This window comes from Streptomyces sp. AC555_RSS877 (genome assembly GCF_019049245.1).
Taxonomy (GTDB): Bacteria; Actinomycetota; Actinomycetes; order Streptomycetales; family Streptomycetaceae; genus Streptomyces.
Window position 1 is genome coordinate 13,518 of record NZ_JAGMUK010000002.1, and the last position, 17,134, is coordinate 30,651.

At 71.2% G+C, this 17,134-nt stretch carries 16 protein-coding genes and 2 tRNA genes; 12 read left to right on the forward strand and 6 right to left on the reverse strand.

Annotation, left to right across the window (positions count from 1 at the left end):
- The first annotated feature begins 147 nt into the window (after positions 1-147).
- The 3 genes from KUM49_RS01690 (at position 148) to KUM49_RS01700 (ending at position 1,327) form a co-directional block, all read left to right on the forward strand.
- Positions 148-513, forward strand: a complete 366-nt coding sequence (locus KUM49_RS01690) for a hypothetical protein (protein WP_217234837.1) — start codon at positions 148-150, stop codon at positions 511-513.
- Positions 514-666: 153 nt separating this feature from the next.
- Positions 667-1,263 carry a bifunctional DNA primase/polymerase gene (locus KUM49_RS01695; RefSeq protein ID WP_217234838.1) on the forward strand — a complete coding sequence of 199 codons (597 nt, stop codon included), beginning with the start codon at positions 667-669 and terminating at the stop codon, positions 1,261-1,263.
- Positions 1,254-1,327, forward strand: a tRNA-Lys gene (locus KUM49_RS01700). The genes KUM49_RS01695 and KUM49_RS01700 overlap by 10 nt, the downstream gene beginning before the upstream one ends.
- A 276-nt stretch (positions 1,328-1,603) precedes the next feature.
- Here KUM49_RS01700 and KUM49_RS01705 read toward each other — a convergent pair.
- Positions 1,604-2,866, reverse strand: a complete 1,263-nt coding sequence (locus tag KUM49_RS01705; RefSeq protein WP_217234839.1) for a M6 family metalloprotease domain-containing protein — start codon at positions 2,864-2,866, stop codon at positions 1,604-1,606.
- Positions 2,867-3,178: 312 nt separating this feature from the next.
- Between KUM49_RS01705 and KUM49_RS01710 the strand changes: the two genes are divergently transcribed.
- The gene (locus tag KUM49_RS01710; RefSeq protein WP_217234840.1) at positions 3,179-5,113 is read left to right on the forward strand and encodes a bifunctional diguanylate cyclase/phosphodiesterase; all 1,935 of its coding nucleotides are present in this window, start codon (positions 3,179-3,181) and stop codon (positions 5,111-5,113) included.
- Here KUM49_RS01710 and KUM49_RS01715 read toward each other — a convergent pair.
- The 3 genes from KUM49_RS01715 to KUM49_RS01725 all read right to left on the reverse strand — a co-directional run bounded on the left by KUM49_RS01715 (position 5,099) and on the right by KUM49_RS01725 (position 8,035).
- Positions 5,099-6,193 carry an LLM class flavin-dependent oxidoreductase gene (locus tag KUM49_RS01715; protein ID WP_217234841.1) on the reverse strand — a complete coding sequence of 365 codons (1,095 nt, stop codon included), beginning with the start codon at positions 6,191-6,193 and terminating at the stop codon, positions 5,099-5,101. The genes KUM49_RS01710 and KUM49_RS01715 overlap by 15 nt on opposite strands.
- A gap of 268 nt (positions 6,194-6,461) precedes the next feature.
- Positions 6,462-7,193 carry an aspartate/glutamate racemase family protein gene (locus KUM49_RS01720; protein WP_217234842.1) on the reverse strand — a complete coding sequence of 244 codons (732 nt, stop codon included), beginning with the start codon at positions 7,191-7,193 and terminating at the stop codon, positions 6,462-6,464.
- A complete protein-coding gene (locus tag KUM49_RS01725; protein ID WP_217234843.1) occupies positions 7,190-8,035 on the reverse strand; it encodes an aspartate/glutamate racemase family protein in 846 nt (281 codons plus the stop codon). Before KUM49_RS01725 ends, KUM49_RS01720 begins: the two co-directional genes overlap by 4 nt.
- Before the next feature lie 270 nt (positions 8,036-8,305).
- Here KUM49_RS01725 and KUM49_RS01730 point away from each other — a divergent pair, with 270 nt between their 5' ends.
- The gene (locus KUM49_RS01730) at positions 8,306-9,271 is read left to right on the forward strand and encodes a D-2-hydroxyacid dehydrogenase (RefSeq protein WP_217234844.1); all 966 of its coding nucleotides are present in this window, start codon (positions 8,306-8,308) and stop codon (positions 9,269-9,271) included.
- A gap of 21 nt (positions 9,272-9,292) precedes the next feature.
- Positions 9,293-10,717, forward strand: coding sequence for an amidase (locus KUM49_RS01735; protein ID WP_217234845.1), 1,425 nt, complete (start codon positions 9,293-9,295; stop codon positions 10,715-10,717).
- On the opposite strand, the gene KUM49_RS01740 is transcribed toward KUM49_RS01735, so the two are convergent.
- Positions 10,698-11,192 carry a DUF3830 family protein gene (locus KUM49_RS01740; RefSeq protein ID WP_217234846.1) on the reverse strand — a complete coding sequence of 165 codons (495 nt, stop codon included), beginning with the start codon at positions 11,190-11,192 and terminating at the stop codon, positions 10,698-10,700. The genes KUM49_RS01735 and KUM49_RS01740 overlap by 20 nt on opposite strands.
- 97 nt (positions 11,193-11,289) lie before the next feature.
- On the opposite strand from KUM49_RS01740, the gene ehuB reads away from it, so the two are divergent.
- The 6 genes from ehuB (at position 11,290) to KUM49_RS01770 (ending at position 15,494) form a co-directional block, all read left to right on the forward strand.
- Positions 11,290-12,195 carry an ectoine/hydroxyectoine ABC transporter substrate-binding protein EhuB gene (gene ehuB, locus KUM49_RS01745; RefSeq protein ID WP_217234847.1) on the forward strand — a complete coding sequence of 302 codons (906 nt, stop codon included), beginning with the start codon at positions 11,290-11,292 and terminating at the stop codon, positions 12,193-12,195.
- On the forward strand, positions 12,192-12,920 hold the full coding sequence (gene ehuC / locus KUM49_RS01750; RefSeq protein ID WP_217234848.1) for an ectoine/hydroxyectoine ABC transporter permease subunit EhuC: 729 nt from the start codon (positions 12,192-12,194) through the stop codon (positions 12,918-12,920). The genes ehuB and ehuC overlap by 4 nt, the downstream gene beginning before the upstream one ends.
- On the forward strand, positions 12,917-13,567 hold the full coding sequence (gene ehuD / locus KUM49_RS01755; protein ID WP_217234849.1) for an ectoine/hydroxyectoine ABC transporter permease subunit EhuD: 651 nt from the start codon (positions 12,917-12,919) through the stop codon (positions 13,565-13,567). The genes ehuC and ehuD overlap by 4 nt, the downstream gene beginning before the upstream one ends.
- A 10-nt stretch (positions 13,568-13,577) precedes the next feature.
- On the forward strand, positions 13,578-14,354 hold the full coding sequence (gene ehuA, locus KUM49_RS01760; protein WP_217234850.1) for an ectoine/hydroxyectoine ABC transporter ATP-binding protein EhuA: 777 nt from the start codon (positions 13,578-13,580) through the stop codon (positions 14,352-14,354).
- Positions 14,355-14,576: 222 nt separating this feature from the next.
- Positions 14,577-15,335, forward strand: coding sequence for an IclR family transcriptional regulator (locus KUM49_RS01765; protein WP_217234851.1), 759 nt, complete (start codon positions 14,577-14,579; stop codon positions 15,333-15,335).
- Between the two features lie 85 nt (positions 15,336-15,420).
- Positions 15,421-15,494: transfer RNA gene (locus KUM49_RS01770), tRNA-Lys, on the forward strand.
- Between the two features lie 18 nt (positions 15,495-15,512).
- Here KUM49_RS01770 and KUM49_RS01775 read toward each other — a convergent pair.
- The gene (locus KUM49_RS01775) at positions 15,513-17,114 is read right to left on the reverse strand and encodes an AMP-binding protein (RefSeq protein WP_217234852.1); all 1,602 of its coding nucleotides are present in this window, start codon (positions 17,112-17,114) and stop codon (positions 15,513-15,515) included.
- Positions 17,115-17,134 lie beyond the last annotated feature (20 nt).

Sequence of the window (17,134 nt, forward strand, 5' to 3'; positions counted from 1 at the left end):
GGGAACATCGCGCGGCCCGCAGAGCTTGACACCGCTGGAGTGACCAGGGCTGCCGCCGGAAGCACCGGCCCCCTTGCGCGGGCGCGGGACAATGGACGGTGGCCCACTCACCGACGGGTCATCCGTGACGTACGAGGAGGAGAAGACATGGCGGAGCCCACGCCGCGTCGGAACGACCCGCGGCTACGCCCCGCGCCCCTGCTCTTCGAGCCCGCGCAGGTCGCCGACGACCCGGAGCGCTTCTTCGATCTGGAGTCGATGGACGACCCCCGCGCACTGCTGGCCCGTGCGACGGAGCTGACGCACGCGTTCCGTGCGGCGACCGACCGTGCCGTGGAGTTCCAGGCGATCGCGGCGGCCCAGCTGGCCGACCCGCGCCGCTTCGACCGGCTGACGCCGGCGGACATCGCCGCCCGGGCCGAGTGGACCGAGGACTACGCGAAGAAGATGGTCGAGTTCGGCCGGGATCTGCTGCGGGGCGCCGAGGGGCCGGGACACGCCGACCCGGTGTGAGACATGTGCACCATGCGAACCATGTGGTTCATGTGAAGCGCATGTACTGAACGCATATGCCAGGCGGGCAAGATACTCCCTCCCGGTACGACCCGTCCCGGTTTCCGGCAACCCTCGGAGACCGAGCGCTCACCACCGGTAGATGTAGTCGGCATGAGCAGCCCACGCGAAGAGACCGGCACCGACCGCTTCGACGTCTCGGGGGTCACCCCGGACGGAGCCGCCTGGCTCGCCTCGGCGGCAACGTATCCGCGCAGCACCCTCGCGCTCTGGGAGGAGCGGCCGGACGCCCCGGTCGTCCTGCCCTGCGGCACCGCCTTCGACGTCGTCGGCGCGCCCGCGTTCTTCGGGCGCCGGATGCTCGACCGGCTGTGGGACGAGGGCCCGGGGTCGGGGCCGGTCGCGGCGTTCCGGGGCCGGATGCTGCTGTTCGCCGCGCCCGGCACGGCACAGCGGCTGCCGTCGCTGCTGCACTGGGAGGAGTTCGGGCGCACCGGTGCCATCCCGCCGCTGCTGTGCCACGGCACCGGCGACGCGGTGACCGTCCCTGCACCCGTGGGCGCCGCGGGCTCCGTCGGCCCGTCCGGCTGCCGCTGGCTGGTCGCCCCGGACACCCGCCGGCCCTGGCTGCCGGGCCCCGAGATCCTGCTCTGGGCGGCCGTCCGGGCGGCCCGCGCGGCCGTGCGGATATCGATTTTTCCTCCCGCCGATCAGGGTGCTAAGGTCTACGACGTCAGCAGGCGCCGCTAGCTCAGTTGGTTAGAGCAGCTGACTCTTAATCAGCGGGTCCGGGGTTCGAGTCCCTGGCGGCGCACGACACGAAAAGCCCCCTCGCTCAGGCGAGGGGGCTTTCGCGTACCCACGCGGCTAGGGCCTGTCCGGCGGATCATGTTGCAGACGTGGGGCCTGGCACGCCGATCTGCGGTGTTGTCGTCGGTTGCCGACTCCCGCACTCTCGACTTCGCCCGAGCGGGGGGACCCCCATCGCGTCGACGCCCTCCTCCGCCTGGCAGCTCGACGCACCAGGCCCCGCTCACCTGCGCCGATGAGGCGCCGCGGATGTCCTGCGACTTGATCCGCCGGACAGGCCCTAAGCGGTCGTGATCTTCACCGTCCATGCCCCCGAGGCCGTCCGCCCCTCCACCTCCAGCCGCACGTCCTCGCCCGGCACCGTGAAGCGCTCGCCGACGGAGACCGGAGCGTCCGCGAGGGGCGGGTAGACGGAGGCCTCCCAGCAGGCCTCGGTGTGCGGGTGGGCGTCGATCACCTCCACCGGTCCGCCGCCGGACGCGGCGCCGCTGCTCACCCGGTAGACGAGGATGCCCGGTCGGCAGACCTGCGTGTCGTTGCCGACCGGCCCGCGCGCCTCGAAGGCGAGCACGCTGTCAACCCCGGTGCGCACGACCGCGAGCTTGGTCCCGCGGCCCAGCCCGAAGGCCGGCGCCCCGGCGGCGCCCACGACAGGGACGCCCGGCCCCGCGCCGAGCGGTTCCAGGGTCAGCCGGGTCGGCCCGGCGCCCCGTACGCACGCCACCTGCCGGGGCTCCAGCCAGCCGAGCTTCCACTTGTGCCAGCCGAACAGGTCCGGCGCCAGCGCGAACTGGCTGCCCATCAGGTCCCAGTCGCCGACGTACGTGTCCCAGTCGCCCTTGCCGTCCGCCGGACGGTGGTAGAGGTCCGGCAGGTCGAAGACGTGCCCGGTCTCGTGGGCCAGCACCAGCCGGTCCGGCGGATGCTGCTCGAACACCGTGACGACCCGGCGGATGTCGGTGCCGTCCGCCCTCAGCGGGGCGTCGAGGTTGACGACCTTCGTCGCGTCCGAGTCCACGCCGGGCGCGTCCGGATCGGCGACGAAGTAGACGATGTCGTAGCGCGAGAAGTCGACCTGCCCGTCGGCCGCGGCGAGCGCGTCGCGCAGGTAGGCGGCGCGGTGGGCGGGCTTCCAGTCGCGCTGTATGGCGTACGACGTGGAGGGCTGCGGCATCCGGATCCAGTCCCGCCGTGGATGCGGGCGCAGGGTGAACCGGCCGTAGGAGGCGCGCTCGAAGAAGCGGCTGGTGGCCGGGAAGTGGTCGGCGGTCAGCTCGGCGGGGCTGGTCAGCGGGACCGAGTCCGGGAAGGACAGGAAGACCGTCACCGCGTCCAGCACCCGGGCCGGGCGCGGATAGGCGGTGTTCCAGGTGTCCAGGCCCTCCGAGTGGTGGGCCTCGGTGCGCTGGAGGATGCACGGCGATACCGTGAACGGTTCGGCGACCGAGGGCCCGGTCACGAGGGAGGTGGCGGCGAGCGCCGACAAGGTGGTGAACACGGCCGCGGTACTGCGCAGTCGGGAGCGCGGAAACGGACGCGGCACAGGGACCTCCGGGTGCGGTTCACGGGACACCGCACCCAGACTGCTGGCGTTTGTCGTACTACGCCCTGTTTGTCTGCACCAGACGGGTGAGAAGGGCGAAGAGCCGTCAGGATCGACACCCCTGAATCGCTCACGGAACGTCACAACTGGTCAGACGCCTGAAGGAGCCGTCCAGACGCGCGCAGAAACGATCTGCCAGAAAGGCCCGTCGTTCCGGGACACTGGACTGTGGCTGGAAGGGCCCGGGGCCAGCCTCTATGATCGGCACACTTTCCTGGCGGACAGCGATCGAGTGCACTGCGGGAGCAAGCGGTGAGCGGAACGTCCGAAGGGCCGACGGCCGCGGTGGACCTCGACGGGTCAGCCGTAACAGAGAGTGATGTCCGCACGTCTCCCGGTCGCGAGACCCCGTCTCCCGGTCGCGAGACCCCGTCTCCCGGTGTGGAGCGCCTGTCTCTCGACACCGAGTCGCTGTCGCTCGCCCCGGAGCCCCTGTCGCTCGGTACAGCGACTCCGTCTTCCGATACCGAAGCTCCCTCCTACCGTTCGGTGTTCACCGCCGCGCCGCTCGCGATGGCCGTCGTCGACCGTGAGGGACTGGTCGTCGGAGCCAACGACATGCTCGTCACCCTGCTCGGCGCCGGCTCCGAGTCACTGACCGGCCGCGTCGCCGCCGACCTCGTGGACTTGGGCTCGGACGCCCGCACCTGGCACGCGTACCGCGAGGTGCTGCGCGGCCGCCAGGCGAAGCTGCGCTGCACGCGCCGCCTCAAGCACCCCGACGGGCACTCCCTGTGGGTGCAGGTCACCGTCGCCCCCCTGGCCGGGAACGAACCCGGGGTTCTGTTGTCGGTCGCCGACATCAGCGCCCGCCGTGAACTCCAGGCGCGGCTGCGGCACTTGCAGATGCACGATCCGGTGACCCGGCTGCCCAACCGCACCCTGTTCTTCGAGCGCCTTTCGGCCGCGCTGGAGGCGGAGTCGTACGAGCAGAGCGGTACCGGCCGGATCGGGCTGTGCTACCTGGACCTGGACGGGTTCAAGGCGGTCAACGACACCCTCGGCCACCGCGTCGGCGACCGGCTGCTGGCCGCCGTCGCCGAACGCCTCACGCGCTGCGCGGACGAGGCGGGCAACGGCCGGGCGACCGCCCCGCTGGTGGCCCGGCTCGGCGGTGACGAGTTCGCCCTGCTCGTCGAGGACTCCACCGGCACCGAGCAGCTCGCCGATCTCGCCGAGGCCGTACTGGAGGCGGTCCAGGCCCCCTTCGACCTGTCCGGTCAGCGGATGTCGGTGTCGGCCTCGATCGGTGTGGTGGAGCGGCAGGCGGCGGGCACCAGCGCGACCGGTCTGATGCAGGCCGCCGACACGACGCTGTACTGGGCGAAGGCCGACGGCAAGGCCCGCTGGACCCTCTTCGACCCGGAGCGCAACGCCCACCGCATGACCCGCCAGGCCCTCGCCTCCACGCTCCGCCCGGCCATCGAGCGCGGCGAGTTCGTGCTGGAGTACCAGCCGTTGGTGAGCATGGAGAACGGCCGGCTGCGGGGCGTGGAGGCCCTGGTCCGGTGGAATCACCCGCAGTTCGGAGTGCTGACGCCGAATCGGTTCATCGGACTGGCCGAGGAGGACGGCTCGATCGTGCAGCTCGGCCGCTGGGTGTTGGCCACGGCCTGCCGCCAGGCGCGGCAGTGGCAGCTGGACCACCCCGACGAGCCGCCGATCTTCGTCAGCGTGAACGTGGCGGTGCGTCAGGTCTGGGACTCGGATCTGGTCGCGGACGTGGCGGAGATCCTGGCGGAGACGGGACTGGAGCCGCGGCTGTTGCAGCTGGAGCTGACGGAGTCGGCGGTGATGGGCTCGGCGGGACGCCCGCTGCAAGCCCTCCAGGCGCTCAGCGACATGGGCGTGGGCATCGCGATCGACGACTTCGGGACCGGCTACTCGAACCTGGCGTATCTGAGCCGGCTGCCGGTGTCGGTGCTGAAGCTGGACGGGTCGTTCGTACGGGGCTTCCAGTACGAGGGTGAGGGCGTTGCGCCCAACCCGGCCGACGAGGTCGTCGTGGAGGCGATGATCCAACTCGCCCACCGGCTCGGCCTGACCGTCACCGCGGAGTGCGTGGAGACCTCGGCGCAGGCGTCCCGGCTGCGGCGGATCGGCTGCGACACCGGCCAGGGGTGGCTGTACTCGCGGCCGGTGCCGCCGGATCGTATCTCCGGACTGCTGGGCCTAGTCGTTCGGTAGGCCGTACGCGTCCGCGATCAGTTCGTACGAGCGCAGGCGCAGGTCTCCGGCATGCGCGTGGGACGTGATCATCAGCTCGTCGGCGCCGGTGCGCTTGTGGAGGTCGTCGAGGCCGGAGCGGACCTCGTCCACCGTGCCGTGGATGACGTTGGCGTTCCAGGAGTCGATGAACTCCTGCTCCATCGGGCTGAACGGGTACGCCTCGGCCTCCTCCGGGCTGGGGACGAGGCCGGGGCGGCCGGTGCGCAGGCGGACCATGCTGAGGGCGGCGGCGCGGACCTGGCGGCGGGCCTCGTTCTCGTCCTCGGTGGCGAGGGCGGAGACGCCGATGAGGGCGTACGGCTCGTCGAGGACCGCGGACGGCCTGAACGACTCCCGGTACAGGTCGAGGGCCGGGACGGTGTTCTGCGCCGAGAAGTGGTGCGCGAAGGCGAAGGGCAGGCCGAGGGACCCGGCCAGGCGGGCGCTGAAGCCGGAGGAGCCGAGCAGCCAGACCGGCGGGCGGTGCGGGGACTGGACGCCGCCGGGGGAGGTCGCCTGGATCGGGCCGGGTACCGCGTGGATACGGCGGTAGGGGTGGCCGTCCGGGAAGTCGTCGTCCAGGAAGCGGACGAGCTCGGCGAGCTGCTGGGGGAAGTCGTCGGCGCCTTCGTTCAGGCTGTCGGTGCGGCGGAGGGCGGCGGCGGTGGCGCCGTCCGTGCCGGGGGCTCGGCCGAGGCCGAGGTCCACGCGGCCGGGAGCCATCGCTTCGAGGGTGCCGAACTGTTCCGCGATCACCAGCGGGGCGTGGTTGGGGAGCATCACGCCGCCCGAGCCGAGGCGGATGCGGGTGGTGTGGGCGGCGAGGTGGGCCAGGATCACGGCGGGAGAGCTCGACGCCACGCCGGGCATGGAGTGGTGCTCGGCGACCCAGTAGCGGTGGTAGCCGCGGGACTCCGCGAGGCGGGCGATGTCGACGCTCGTGCGGAGGGCGTCGGTGGCGGTGCGGCCGGCGCCTACGGTGACCAGGTCCAGTACGGAGAGGGGGGTGGGGGCGGTGCCGTGCGGTGTTCCCCGGGTCTCGTCTGCCGTTGCGGTCACGGTGGGTGCCTCCTGGTGTGGGCCGTGCGCTGTCCTCCGGAGGTAACAGGAGGCAGTCCCCGCTTATTCCCTGGCACCCGGCGCCGGTGCGGGCGTCTGCTGGGGGCTTCGCCCCAGACCCCGGGCCTATGCCACCCACCACCCGTCTCGGTGGTCGAGAGGTGCGCCACCGGGGCGAGGGTCACCTTCTGTCCGACCGAGTCGGGTGGTCGGTGGGCGAAGGTCGGGGGTCCAGGGGGCGGAGCCCCCTGGTACCTCGTGGGCAGGGTCAGGCCTGGATGATCGGCTCACGGGTGAACAACGCGCCCAGCGCCGGCGCGTTCACCCGTCGGTCCGTCAGCCGCAACGCCTCCCACACCGTGACCTGGTTGGCCGTCAGGACCGGCTTGCCGAGTTCCTTCTCCAGGGACGGGATGTGGGCCGCCGTGTGCAGCGCCGTGTCCGGGAGCAGCACCGCATCCGCCGACACGTCGTCCGCCGCGCGGGCCAGCGCGAAGACCTCCGCCTCCTCCCACGTCCCGACCTCCGCCGCCGTGATGATGCCGGACCCGCGGACCCCGACCACCTCGATGCCCGCCGCCCTCAGGAACTCCGCGAACAGCGCGGCCACGTCGTCCGGGTATGTCGCGCCGACCGCGACCCGCTTCGCCCCGATCTCCTTCGCCGCGTGCACGAAGGCGAAGGACGTCGAGGAGGCCGGCATGCCCGCCGTGAGGGCAAGGGCGCGGACCTGGTCGTGGGCGCCCTCCCAGCCGTACACGAAGCTGCCGCTGGTGCAGGCCCAGACCACCGACTCGGCGCCCGCCATGCGCAGTTCCTCGACGCCGGCCGCGAGCCGGCCCGCCGAGCCCATCTCGAGGAGGGCGTCGACCCGGTGGGCGTCCTCGCCGATGTCGGTGTGCACCAGGTCCAGCCGGATGTCGCTCCCGAGCAGTTGCTCGATGCGTGGATAGTCGTCCTCGGCGGAGTGGCCCGGATAGAGGAACCCCAGTGCTGTCATGTCCACCCTTCCTGCTGCTGTTCTTCGTCCGGCAGTCCCGGTAGGTCCGGAAGTGCCTGCGCGTCCGGCAGTGCCGGCATGTCGGGCAGTACCGGACCGGTCCGTCGTGCCTCCGGATCGATCAGCGCCTGGTACGGCCCCACGGCACGGGTACCCAGTCGGCGCAGGGCCGCCCACATCGTGACCTGGTTGGCCGAGATCACCGGGATGCGCAGTTCCGCCTCGAGTTGGGGGATCACGTCGTACGTCGGCAGGTTGGTGCAGCTGATGAACAGGGCCTCGGCGCCGCCGTCCACCGCCCGGCGTGCCATCTCCGCCACGTCCCGGTACGGCACCTTCCAGATGTGCCTGGTCAGCCCCATGTACGCGCATCCGGTGACGGCGACGCCCGCCTCCGCCACGTACTCCTCCAGGGCCCGGGTGACGGACACCGTGTAGGGCGTCACCAGCGCCACCCGCCGTACGTCCAGCTCGGCCAGCGCCTCCAGCAGCGCGCCGGACGTGGTCACGGAGGGCAGTGCGCCGGCGTGGGTCATCGCGCCGCACATGGCGCGTTCCCCGGCGATCCCGCCGACGAAGCTGCCCGAGGTGCAGGCGTAGGCGACGACCTCGGGGGCGATGGCGGTGAGGGTGCGTACCGCGTCGTGCAGGGTCTCGTGCTCGCTGACCAGCCGGGCCAGGTCGAGGCTGACCTCGACGGGGACGTACGGCGTGCGTGTCAGATGGAGGGACACCTCGTCGGGCACCCAGCGCCACAGTTCGCGGTCGAGGGCGAAGTCGAAGGGGGCGACGACACCGACGCCGCGCTGGGGGCGGGGACCACCGAGAAAAGTGACGTCCATGGCAGACACCGGCCTCACTGTCGGAAGCGGGAGGGGAACGGACCGTGCACGTGCCCGTGTTGACGAAGGTAGGTTCGGGTGCGAGCGTGGTCAATCCGCCCTCGTGACGCCCAGGTCACGCCTTGGTCAACCGCTCATGTCCGCCCATGTCGGACGGCCGTCACCCGCCGGGAAAGGGCTCAGGAAACCGGTCAGGAGACCGGCTCGTGCATCCGCTCGGGCGTCGGCCACGGAAACCGCTCCAGAAACCGCTTCAGAAACGGCTCCAGAATGACCGCCTCCCCCTCCGGTCTTCCCCCCACCCTCCTGGTCCTCGACGCCGACCCGCTGCCCCGCCTCGGCAGGCTGACCGGCCGGGCCCGGATCGAGCACGCGGACGCGTCGACGCTGGCCGAGCGGCTGCCGCATGCCGACGTGCTGCTGGTCTGGGACTTCACCTCGCACGCGGTGCGTTCGGCCTGGCCGGGCGAGGGGCCGCGGCCGCGCTGGGTGCACACGGCGAGCGCGGGCGTGGACCATCTGATGTGTCCCGAACTGGCGGCGTCCGACACCGTGGTGACCAACGCCCGGGGTGTCTTCGACCAGCCGATCGCCGAGTACGTCGCCGCGCTGGTCCTGGCGATGGCCAAGGACCTGCCCCGGACCTGGGAGCTTCAGCGGCAGCGGACCTGGCGGCACCGCGAGTCGCAGCGGGTCGCCGGTACTCGCGCGTGTGTCGTCGGGTCCGGGCCCATCGGGCGGGCGATCGTCGCCACCCTCAAGGCGCTCGGCATCACCGCGGCGCTGGTCGGGCGCACCCCGCGGACCGGCATCCACGGCCCCGAGGACCTGGACCGGCTGATGGCCCGCGCCGACTGGGTGATCGCCGCGGCGCCGCTCACGGAGCAGACGCAGGGCATGTTCGACGCCCGCCGCTTCGGCGTCATGCAGCCCTCCGCGCGGTTCGTCAACGTGGGCCGGGGGCAGCTGGTCGTCGAGGACGCGCTCGCCGAGGCGCTGTCCAAGCGGTGGATCGCGGGTGCGGCCCTGGACGTCTTCGAGCACGAACCCCTCACCCCGGACAGCCCGTTGTGGCAGGTCCCGAACCTGATCGTGTCCCCGCACATGAGCGGCGACACGATCGGCTGGCGGGACGAACTCGGCAACCAGTTCATCGAGTTGTACGAGCGCTGGGAGGCGGGCAGACCACTGACGAACGTGGTCGACAAGCAGCGCGGCTACGTCCCCGGACGCTGAACCCCCACGGCTGGAGAGCGCATGACGGAGCAGGACCTCGATCTGACCGGGCTGAGCGCCGTACAACTCCTCGACGGTTACCGCAAGGGCGAGTTCAGCCCCGTCGAGGTGACCCGCGCGACCCTGGCACGGGCCGAGCGGATCCAGCCGGAGGTGAACGCGTTCGTACGGCTCACCGCGGACGATGCGCTCGCGCAGGCGCGGGCGTCGGCCGACCGGTGGCGGCGGGGCGAGCCGGCCGGTCTGCTGGACGGCATCCCGGTCACGGTGAAGGACATCCTGCTGCTGCGCGGATCGCCGACCCTCAAGGGCTCCAGGACCATCTCCGAGCAGGGCCCCTGGGACGAGGACGCCCCGTCCGTCGCCCGTCTGCGCGAGCACGGCGCGGTCTTCCTCGGCAAGACCACGACCCCGGAGTTCGGCTGGAAAGGCGTGACGGACTCGCCGCTGAACGGCGTGACCCGCAACCCGCACGACCCCACCCGCACCGCGGGCGGCTCCAGCGGCGGCGCGGCGGCGGCCGTGGCGCTGGGCGCGGGACCGCTGGCCCTGGGCACGGACGGCGGCGGCAGCGTCCGTATCCCGGCGGCCTTCTGCGGGATCTTCGCGCTGAAGCCGACGTACGGCCGGGTCCCCCTCTATCCCGCGAGCGCCTTCGGCACCCTCGCCCACGTGGGCCCGATGACCCGCGACGCGGCCGACGCTGCCCTGCTCCTCGACGTCATCGGCACCCCGGACTCCCGTGACTGGTCAGCCCTCTCCCCGGCACCCGCCTCCTTCGCGGCGGGCCTCTCGGGCGGGGTACGGGGTCTGCGCGTCGCCTACTCCCCCTCCTTCGGCGGCCAGGTCGCCGTGCAGCCGGCGGTCGCGGCAGCGGTCCGGGGTGCGGTGGAACGCCTCGCGGAACTCGGCGCGTACGTCACGGAGGCCGACCCCGACTTCACCGACCCAGTGGACGCCTTCCACGCTCTGTGGTTCGGCGGCGCGGCCCGCGTGACCCAGCATCTGGGCCCCCAGCAGCGTGAACTGCTCGACCCCGGCCTCCAGGAGATCTGCGCCCAGGGCGCCCGTCTCACCGCCCTGGACTACCTGGCCGCGGTCGACGTCCGCATGGAACTGGGCCGCCGCATGGGCCACTTCCACGACTCCTACGACCTGCTGGTCACGCCCACTCTGCCGATCACGGCCTTCGAGGCGGGCGCCGAGGTCCCGAAGGGGTCGGGCCACCGCCGCTGGACGGGCTGGACGCCGTTCACGTACCCCTTCAACATGACCCAGCAGCCGGCGGCGTCCGTACCGGTGGGCACGGACGCGGACGGTCTGCCGATCGGCCTCCAACTGGTGGCGGCCCGGCACCGCGACGACCTGGTGCTGCGGGCGGCGCACGCGCTGTACGAGGCCCGGGTCGCCGGCACGGCCCTCTCCGTCACGCCCTCCGGAAGCTGAGCGTCTCCCCCGCCGCCCCGGTCCGCCACAGGTCGTTGCAGGCGTCCGCGAGTTCCGGCAGGCCGTCGACGATCTGGCCCCAGACGATGCCCGGCACCCAGCCCACGTCACCGTTGAGCAGCAGGTTGTTGCGTTCGTAGAAGAGAGCCAGGTCGACGACCGTCGTACCCGGGCGTACCTCGCGGTCGTAGCCGTAGGACTTGGTGCCCAGTTCCGCTCCGGCGAAGGAGAAATAGCAGAGATCGCCGGGGATGGGGGTGACTGTCGGGTTTTCCAGGGGTGGCTCGGATGTCGCGAACGGGGGGAACAGGGCGTAGATCTCGTTGCGTGCGTATTTGGCGTGGTAGACGTCGCCGGCCAGGGGAAGGGCGTCCCAGACGGCCGCGCAGGTGATCGGGGCGCGGTCGTCGAGGAGCTTGGCGGTGCAGGTGATACCCCGCTTGACCAGGGAGACTTCGATGTAGCGATCAGCCATGCGTTCCATGGTCCCCCGCCGGTCAAGAGGGCCTTGTCGAAGATCGGGGCCGAAACCGATCGGCATACCTGGCGTGGTCTCGGGTAGCCGCGCCGCCATGGCTCCACCACTGGAACATGGCACACACAGGTCCGGGACCACACGCCGGTCGCTGCTCGCGGGGGTAGCGGCGCTCGGCGCGCTGGGTGCCGCCGGGTGCTCGCGCGTGGCCACCGCGTCGAGCACCGAGGGCGGTGAACTCCTCGACCGGCTGAAGGCGGCCGGTGTCGTACGGCTGGGAATAGCCGGTGAGATTCCCTTCGGGTACATCGACACGAACGGCGAGATGACCGGCGAGGCCCCCGAGCTCGCCAGGGTGATCTTCAAACGGCTCGGGGTCGACAAGGTGCAGCCCGTGCCGACCGAGTTCGGGTCGCTCATTCCGGGGCTGAACTCCCAGCAGTTCGATGTCGTCGCCGCCGGGATGTACGTCAACCCCGAGCGCTGCGAGCAGGTCATCTTCTCCGACCCCGACTACCAGATGCTCGACTCTTTCATCGTGCGCAAGGGCAATCCGAAGGGCCTGCACGACTACAAGGACGTCGTCGAGAAGAAGGCCAGGTTCGCCACCGGCACCGGGTACGCCGAGATCCAGTACGCCGTCGAGGCGGGATACAAGGAGAGCGACATTCTGATCGTTCCGGACCAGGTGGCCGGGTTGAACGCCGTGGAGGCGGGGCGGGTCGACGTCTTCGCCGGGACCGCGCTCACCACCCGCGAAGTCGTGAAGAAGTCGAGCAAGGCCGAGGCCACCAAGGCCTTCGCGCCGCTCGTCGAGGGGAAACCGCACGTGGACGGGGGCGCCTTCGCCTTCCGGCCCACCGAGACGAATCTGCGGGACGCCTTCAACGTCGAGTTGCGGAAGCTGAAGAAGAGTGGGGAGTTGTTCCGGATCCTCAAGCCCTTCGGGTTCACCGAGGCCGAGATGACGGACCTCACCGCGAAGGAGTTGTGCGGCGGATGACCTCGGGACTCTGGGAACTCGTACTCAAGGGGATATGGACCACCGTCCAGCTCCTCGTCTTCAGCGCGCTGCTCGGCGCGGCCGTGGCCTTCGTTGCCGGCGTCGCCCGCACCCACCGGCTGTGGATCGTCCGCTTCCTCGCGGGCCTCTACACCGAGGTGTTCCGCGGGACCTCCGCGCTGGTCATGATCTTCTGGGTGTTCTTCGTGCTGCCGATCGCCTTCGGCTGGCAGCTCGTCCCGATGTGGGCGGGCACGCTCGCGCTGGGACTGACCTACGGGGCGTACGGCTCGGAGATCGTGCGCGGCGCGCTGAAGGCCGTCGACCCGGCGCAGCAGGAGGGCGGGATCGCCCTCAGCTTCACGCCGTGGCAGCGGATGCGGCTGATCATGCTGCCGCAGGCGGTGCCGGAGATGATCCCGCCGTTCTCCAACCTGCTGATCGAACTGCTCAAGGGCACCGCGCTGGTGTCGGTGATGGGCATGGGCGACCTGGCGTTCAGCGGCAATCTGGTGCGGCTGGCCCTGCAGGAGAGCGCGGAGATCTACTCGTACCTGCTGGTGATCTACTTCGTGATCGCCTTCCTGCTCACCCGTGTGATGCGGGGGCTGGAGACGAAGCTGAAGGCGGGGGTCGGCAAGGGGCCGCAGCGCGGGGTGTCCGTCAAGGATGAGCTCACCCGGCCCGAGGCGACCGGGGTCGGCGCAGCCGGAGGTGCCTCATGAAGTGGGACTGGGACGCGGTGAGCGGCTTCATGCCGCACTTCTGGGACGGTCTGCTGGTCACCCTGCAGGCGCTGGTCCTGGGCTCGTTGATCTCGTTCGCCCTCGGCCTGGTGTGGGCGCTGCTGATGCGCACGCCCTCGCGCTGGGTGCGCTGGCCGGTGGGCGTGGTCACGGAGTTCGTACGCAACACCCCGCTGCTGGTGCAGCTGTTCTTCCTCTTCTACGTGCTGCCGGAGTGGGGCGTGACCCTGTCCGCGCTGTCCACCGGCGTGATCGGCATCGGGCTGCACTACTCGACGTACACGATGCAGGTCTACCGCGCCGGTATCGAGGCCGTGCCGGCCGGCCAGTGGGAGGCGGCGACGGCGCTGAATCTGCCGGTCACCCGGACCTGGCGGGTGGTGATCCTGCCGCAGGCGATCCGCCGGGTCGTGCCGGCGCTCGGCAACTACGTCATCGCGATGCTCAAGGACACGCCGATGCTGATGGTGATCACCGTCCTGGAGATGCTCGGGCAGGCGCGGCTGTACTCCCAGGAGCACTTCCAGTTCACCGAGCCGCTGACCGTGATCGGCGTGGCCTTCATCCTCATTTCCTATCTGGCCTCCCTTCTTCTGCGAGCACTGGAGCGACGTCTTGTCCACTGACGCCCCCCTCATGAAAGAGCCCGACGCCAACGCCAACCGGCCGGTGGACGGCAGCGAACTGATCCGCTTCGAGCAGGTCACCAAGCGCTTCGGGACGAACACCGTCCTCGACCGGCTCGACTTCTCCGTGGACTCCGGCAAGCACGTCACGCTGATCGGGCCCTCCGGCTCCGGCAAGACGACGATCCTGCGGCTGCTGATGACGCTGGCCAAGCCCGACGAGGGCACGATCACCGTCGACGGGCAGCGGCTCTTCCCCGCCCCCGAGAAGCAGGTCCGCGAGGTCCGCAAGAACATAGGGATGGTGTTCCAGCAGTTCAACCTGTTCCCGAACATGACGGTCCTGAGGAACATCACCGAGGCCCCCGTCACCGTCCTCGGCATGTCCAAGGACGAGGCGGAGGAGCGGGCCCGCGATCTGCTGGAACTGGTGGGCCTGGCCGACAAGCGGGACTCCCGCCCGACCCAGCTGTCCGGTGGCCAGCAGCAGCGGGTGGCGATCGCCCGGGCTCTGGCGATGCGGCCACAGGTGCTGCTCCTGGACGAGGTGACCTCGGCGCTGGACCCGGAGCTGGTCGCGGGCGTCCTGGACGTGCTGCGGGACATCGCCCGCACCACCGACATCACGATGCTGTGTGTGACCCACGAGATGAACTTCGCCCGGGACATCTCCGACCAGGTCCTGATGTTCGACTCCGGCCGGGTCATCGAGTCGGGACCGCCGGAGAAGATCTTCAGCGAGCCGGAGCAGGACCGGACGCGAGAATTCCTCAGCGCGGTTCTGTGACGACAAGAGGTGAACAGAGCTCAACACCCGAGGTCCACGGGTCGGAGCTTGTCACTGGCATATGCCAGAGTGCCAGCACCCCTGCTGAGAGGGCCGCCCGACCGACGTAATCTCGTCAACAGCCGCTCACTACAAGCCTCTTGCCCGCTATCGTGGAGGGGATTCGCTGTCCGGATTACGGCCCAGTTGCCAGAGCGACCGAGCGAGCGCAGGGGGAACACCGTGGCGCTGATGCACGAGCCGACCGCGCCGCACCACTCGACCCAGGACGCCCTGCGCGTCCTGGAGACCGTGGCGCGACACACCACCGGAGTCACCGACACCCGTCTCGCCCGCCTGACCGGCCTCAACCCGGAGCGACTGACCACGCTCCTGAGGATGCTGCGCCGCGAGGGTTACGTCGAGCAGGGCACCGACGGGGCGTACGTCACCGGCGCCGCCCTCACCCGCCTCGGTTCCGCCGAGGGCCGCGACCAGGCGCTGCGCGAGCGGCTCCAGCGCACCCTGGACCGGCTGCGCGACTCGATCGGCGCCGCCGTCTACATCAGCCGGTACGTGGACGGCGAGGTCACGATCGCCCAGTACGCCGACGGCCCCACCACGCCCTCGGTCAACGAGTGGGTCGACTTCCGCTACTCCGCCCACGCCACCGCGCTCGGCAAGAGCCTGCTCGGCCAGCTCGACCACAACGGCCGCCGGGACCATCTCTCCCGCCACAAGATGGCCCGGCTCACCTCCCGCACCATCACCAGCGACAAGCTGCTGCTCTCCCGCCTGGAGACCCAGCCGCCCACCGTGCCCCACCTCGACCTGCAGGAGTACGCCGTCGGCACGGTCTGCGCGGCCGTCCCGATCACGGCCGGCTCCTCGGTCGGCTGCCTCGCCCTGTCCCTGCCGGTCGAGCACGCCCACCGGCTCCGCCAGGCAGCGGACAAGCTGAACCGGGGGGCGGCTCCGGTGCTGCTGTCGTTGGCGATCTAGACCACCGGCACGTGGTCCGGAGCACTCCTGTGGGCCAGGTAGTATTTTCTTGTCGTCGGCCGCGAGAGTGGTCGCCGGGAGTCATGCGCCGCTAGCTCAGTTGGTTAGAGCAGCTGACTCTTAATCAGCGGGTCCGGGGTTCGAGTCCCTGGCGGCGCACAGGTGAAGGGCCTCTCGTCACACGAGGGGCCCTTCGGCGTCTGCCGGGGTCAGCCTCCGGTACGTCTGCTCCCCGGGAGGCCGCCACCACACCGGATCGGCACACCGGATCCCCTCCTTCCTGAGCCGCGCCCGGTGGATCTTGTTCGTGGCGGTGACCGGCATCCGCTCCACCACCCGCACGAACCGGGGCGCCATCTTCGTCCCCAGGTCCGGCTGCGCGGACAGGAACCCGGCGAAGGCCCGGGGTTCGAAGTCCCCGGCGATCGCCGCCATCACCTGGTCCCCGGTCACCGGGTCCGGCACCGCGTACACCGCGACGGCGACCGCGCCCTCGTACCGGGCGAGGATGTTCTCGATCATCGCGGCGGCCAGGTTCTCGCTGTCGACGCGCAGCCGGTCGTCGGTGCGGCCGGCGAAGTAGAGGTAGCCGTCGGTGTCGCGGTAGAAGAGGTCGCCGGTCCAGTACCAGCCGTCGTCCCGCAGCCGGGCCGCGTCCGCGTCCGGGTTGCGCCAGTAGCCCTCGAAGGGGCTGGGTCCGCGGTTCACCAGTTCCCCGATGGCCTCGTCGCCGTTCAGCAACCGTCCGGCCGGGTCGAAGACGGCCGGCGGGCACTCCTCGCGGGTGGCCGGGTCCAGCACCGCGAGTCCGGGCGCCGCCGGGCCGACCGCGCCGGGCGGGGTGCCGGGCCGCCACTGGATCGCCGCGCCGCCCTCCGAGGAGCCGTACCCCTCCACCAGCCGCACCCCGAACCGCCGCTCGAAGGCCGCCGCGTCCACCGCGCCCGCCTCCGTGCCGAAGCCCAGCCGCAGGGGGTTGTCCCGGTCGTCGGGGCGCGGCTCGGTGGCCAGGAGGTACTGGATCGCGCGGCCCACGTAGGTGAAGTACGTCGCCCGGTACTCCCGTACGTCCGTCAGGAACCGGGACGCCGAGAACCGCCGGCGCAGCGCCACGCCCGCCCCGGCCGCGAGGGCGGGGGCCCAGTCGGCGATCACCGCGTTGCCGTGGAACATCGGCATGCAGACGTAGTGCACGTCGTCCCGGCGGACGGCGAACTGGTCGGCCAGCGAGCGCCCGGCGGCGGCCAGGCGGCCCTGCGAGCACAGCGCGGCCTTCGGGGCGCCGGTCGAGCCGGAGGTGAAGTAGAGGAGGAGGCGGTCGGCCGGGGTGGCCCGGGAGGCGTCCGGCCGCGCGTCCGCGTAGGGGGCGAGCACGTCCTCGTACTCCTGGGTGTCGGTCACCAGGAGGCGTACGCCGGGGAGCCGGAGGCCTGCGAGGAGGGGCAGGTGGGTGCGTTCGGTGACCAGGACGCGGCACTCGGTGTGCAGGATGTCGCGGGCGAGTTCGGGGCCGCGCCGGGTGGGGTTGACGCCGGCGACGGCGGCTCGGGCGAGGGCGGCGGCGCTCAGCCACATCGGGTACTCGGGGGTGTTGTCGAGCAGGACCCCGATGTGTGGACGGGGTGGCAGCAGGTCGGCCAGCAGCGCCGCCCTGGCCGCGGCACCGGCCGCCACCTCGTGGTGGGTCAGTGTCCGCTGTTCACACCACAGTCCGGGCCGGCGGTCGTCCCACCGTGCCGCGACGAGTTCCGCGACCGTGCTCCGTCGACTGGCCTCCATGGCCGCGCACGGTAGCTGAT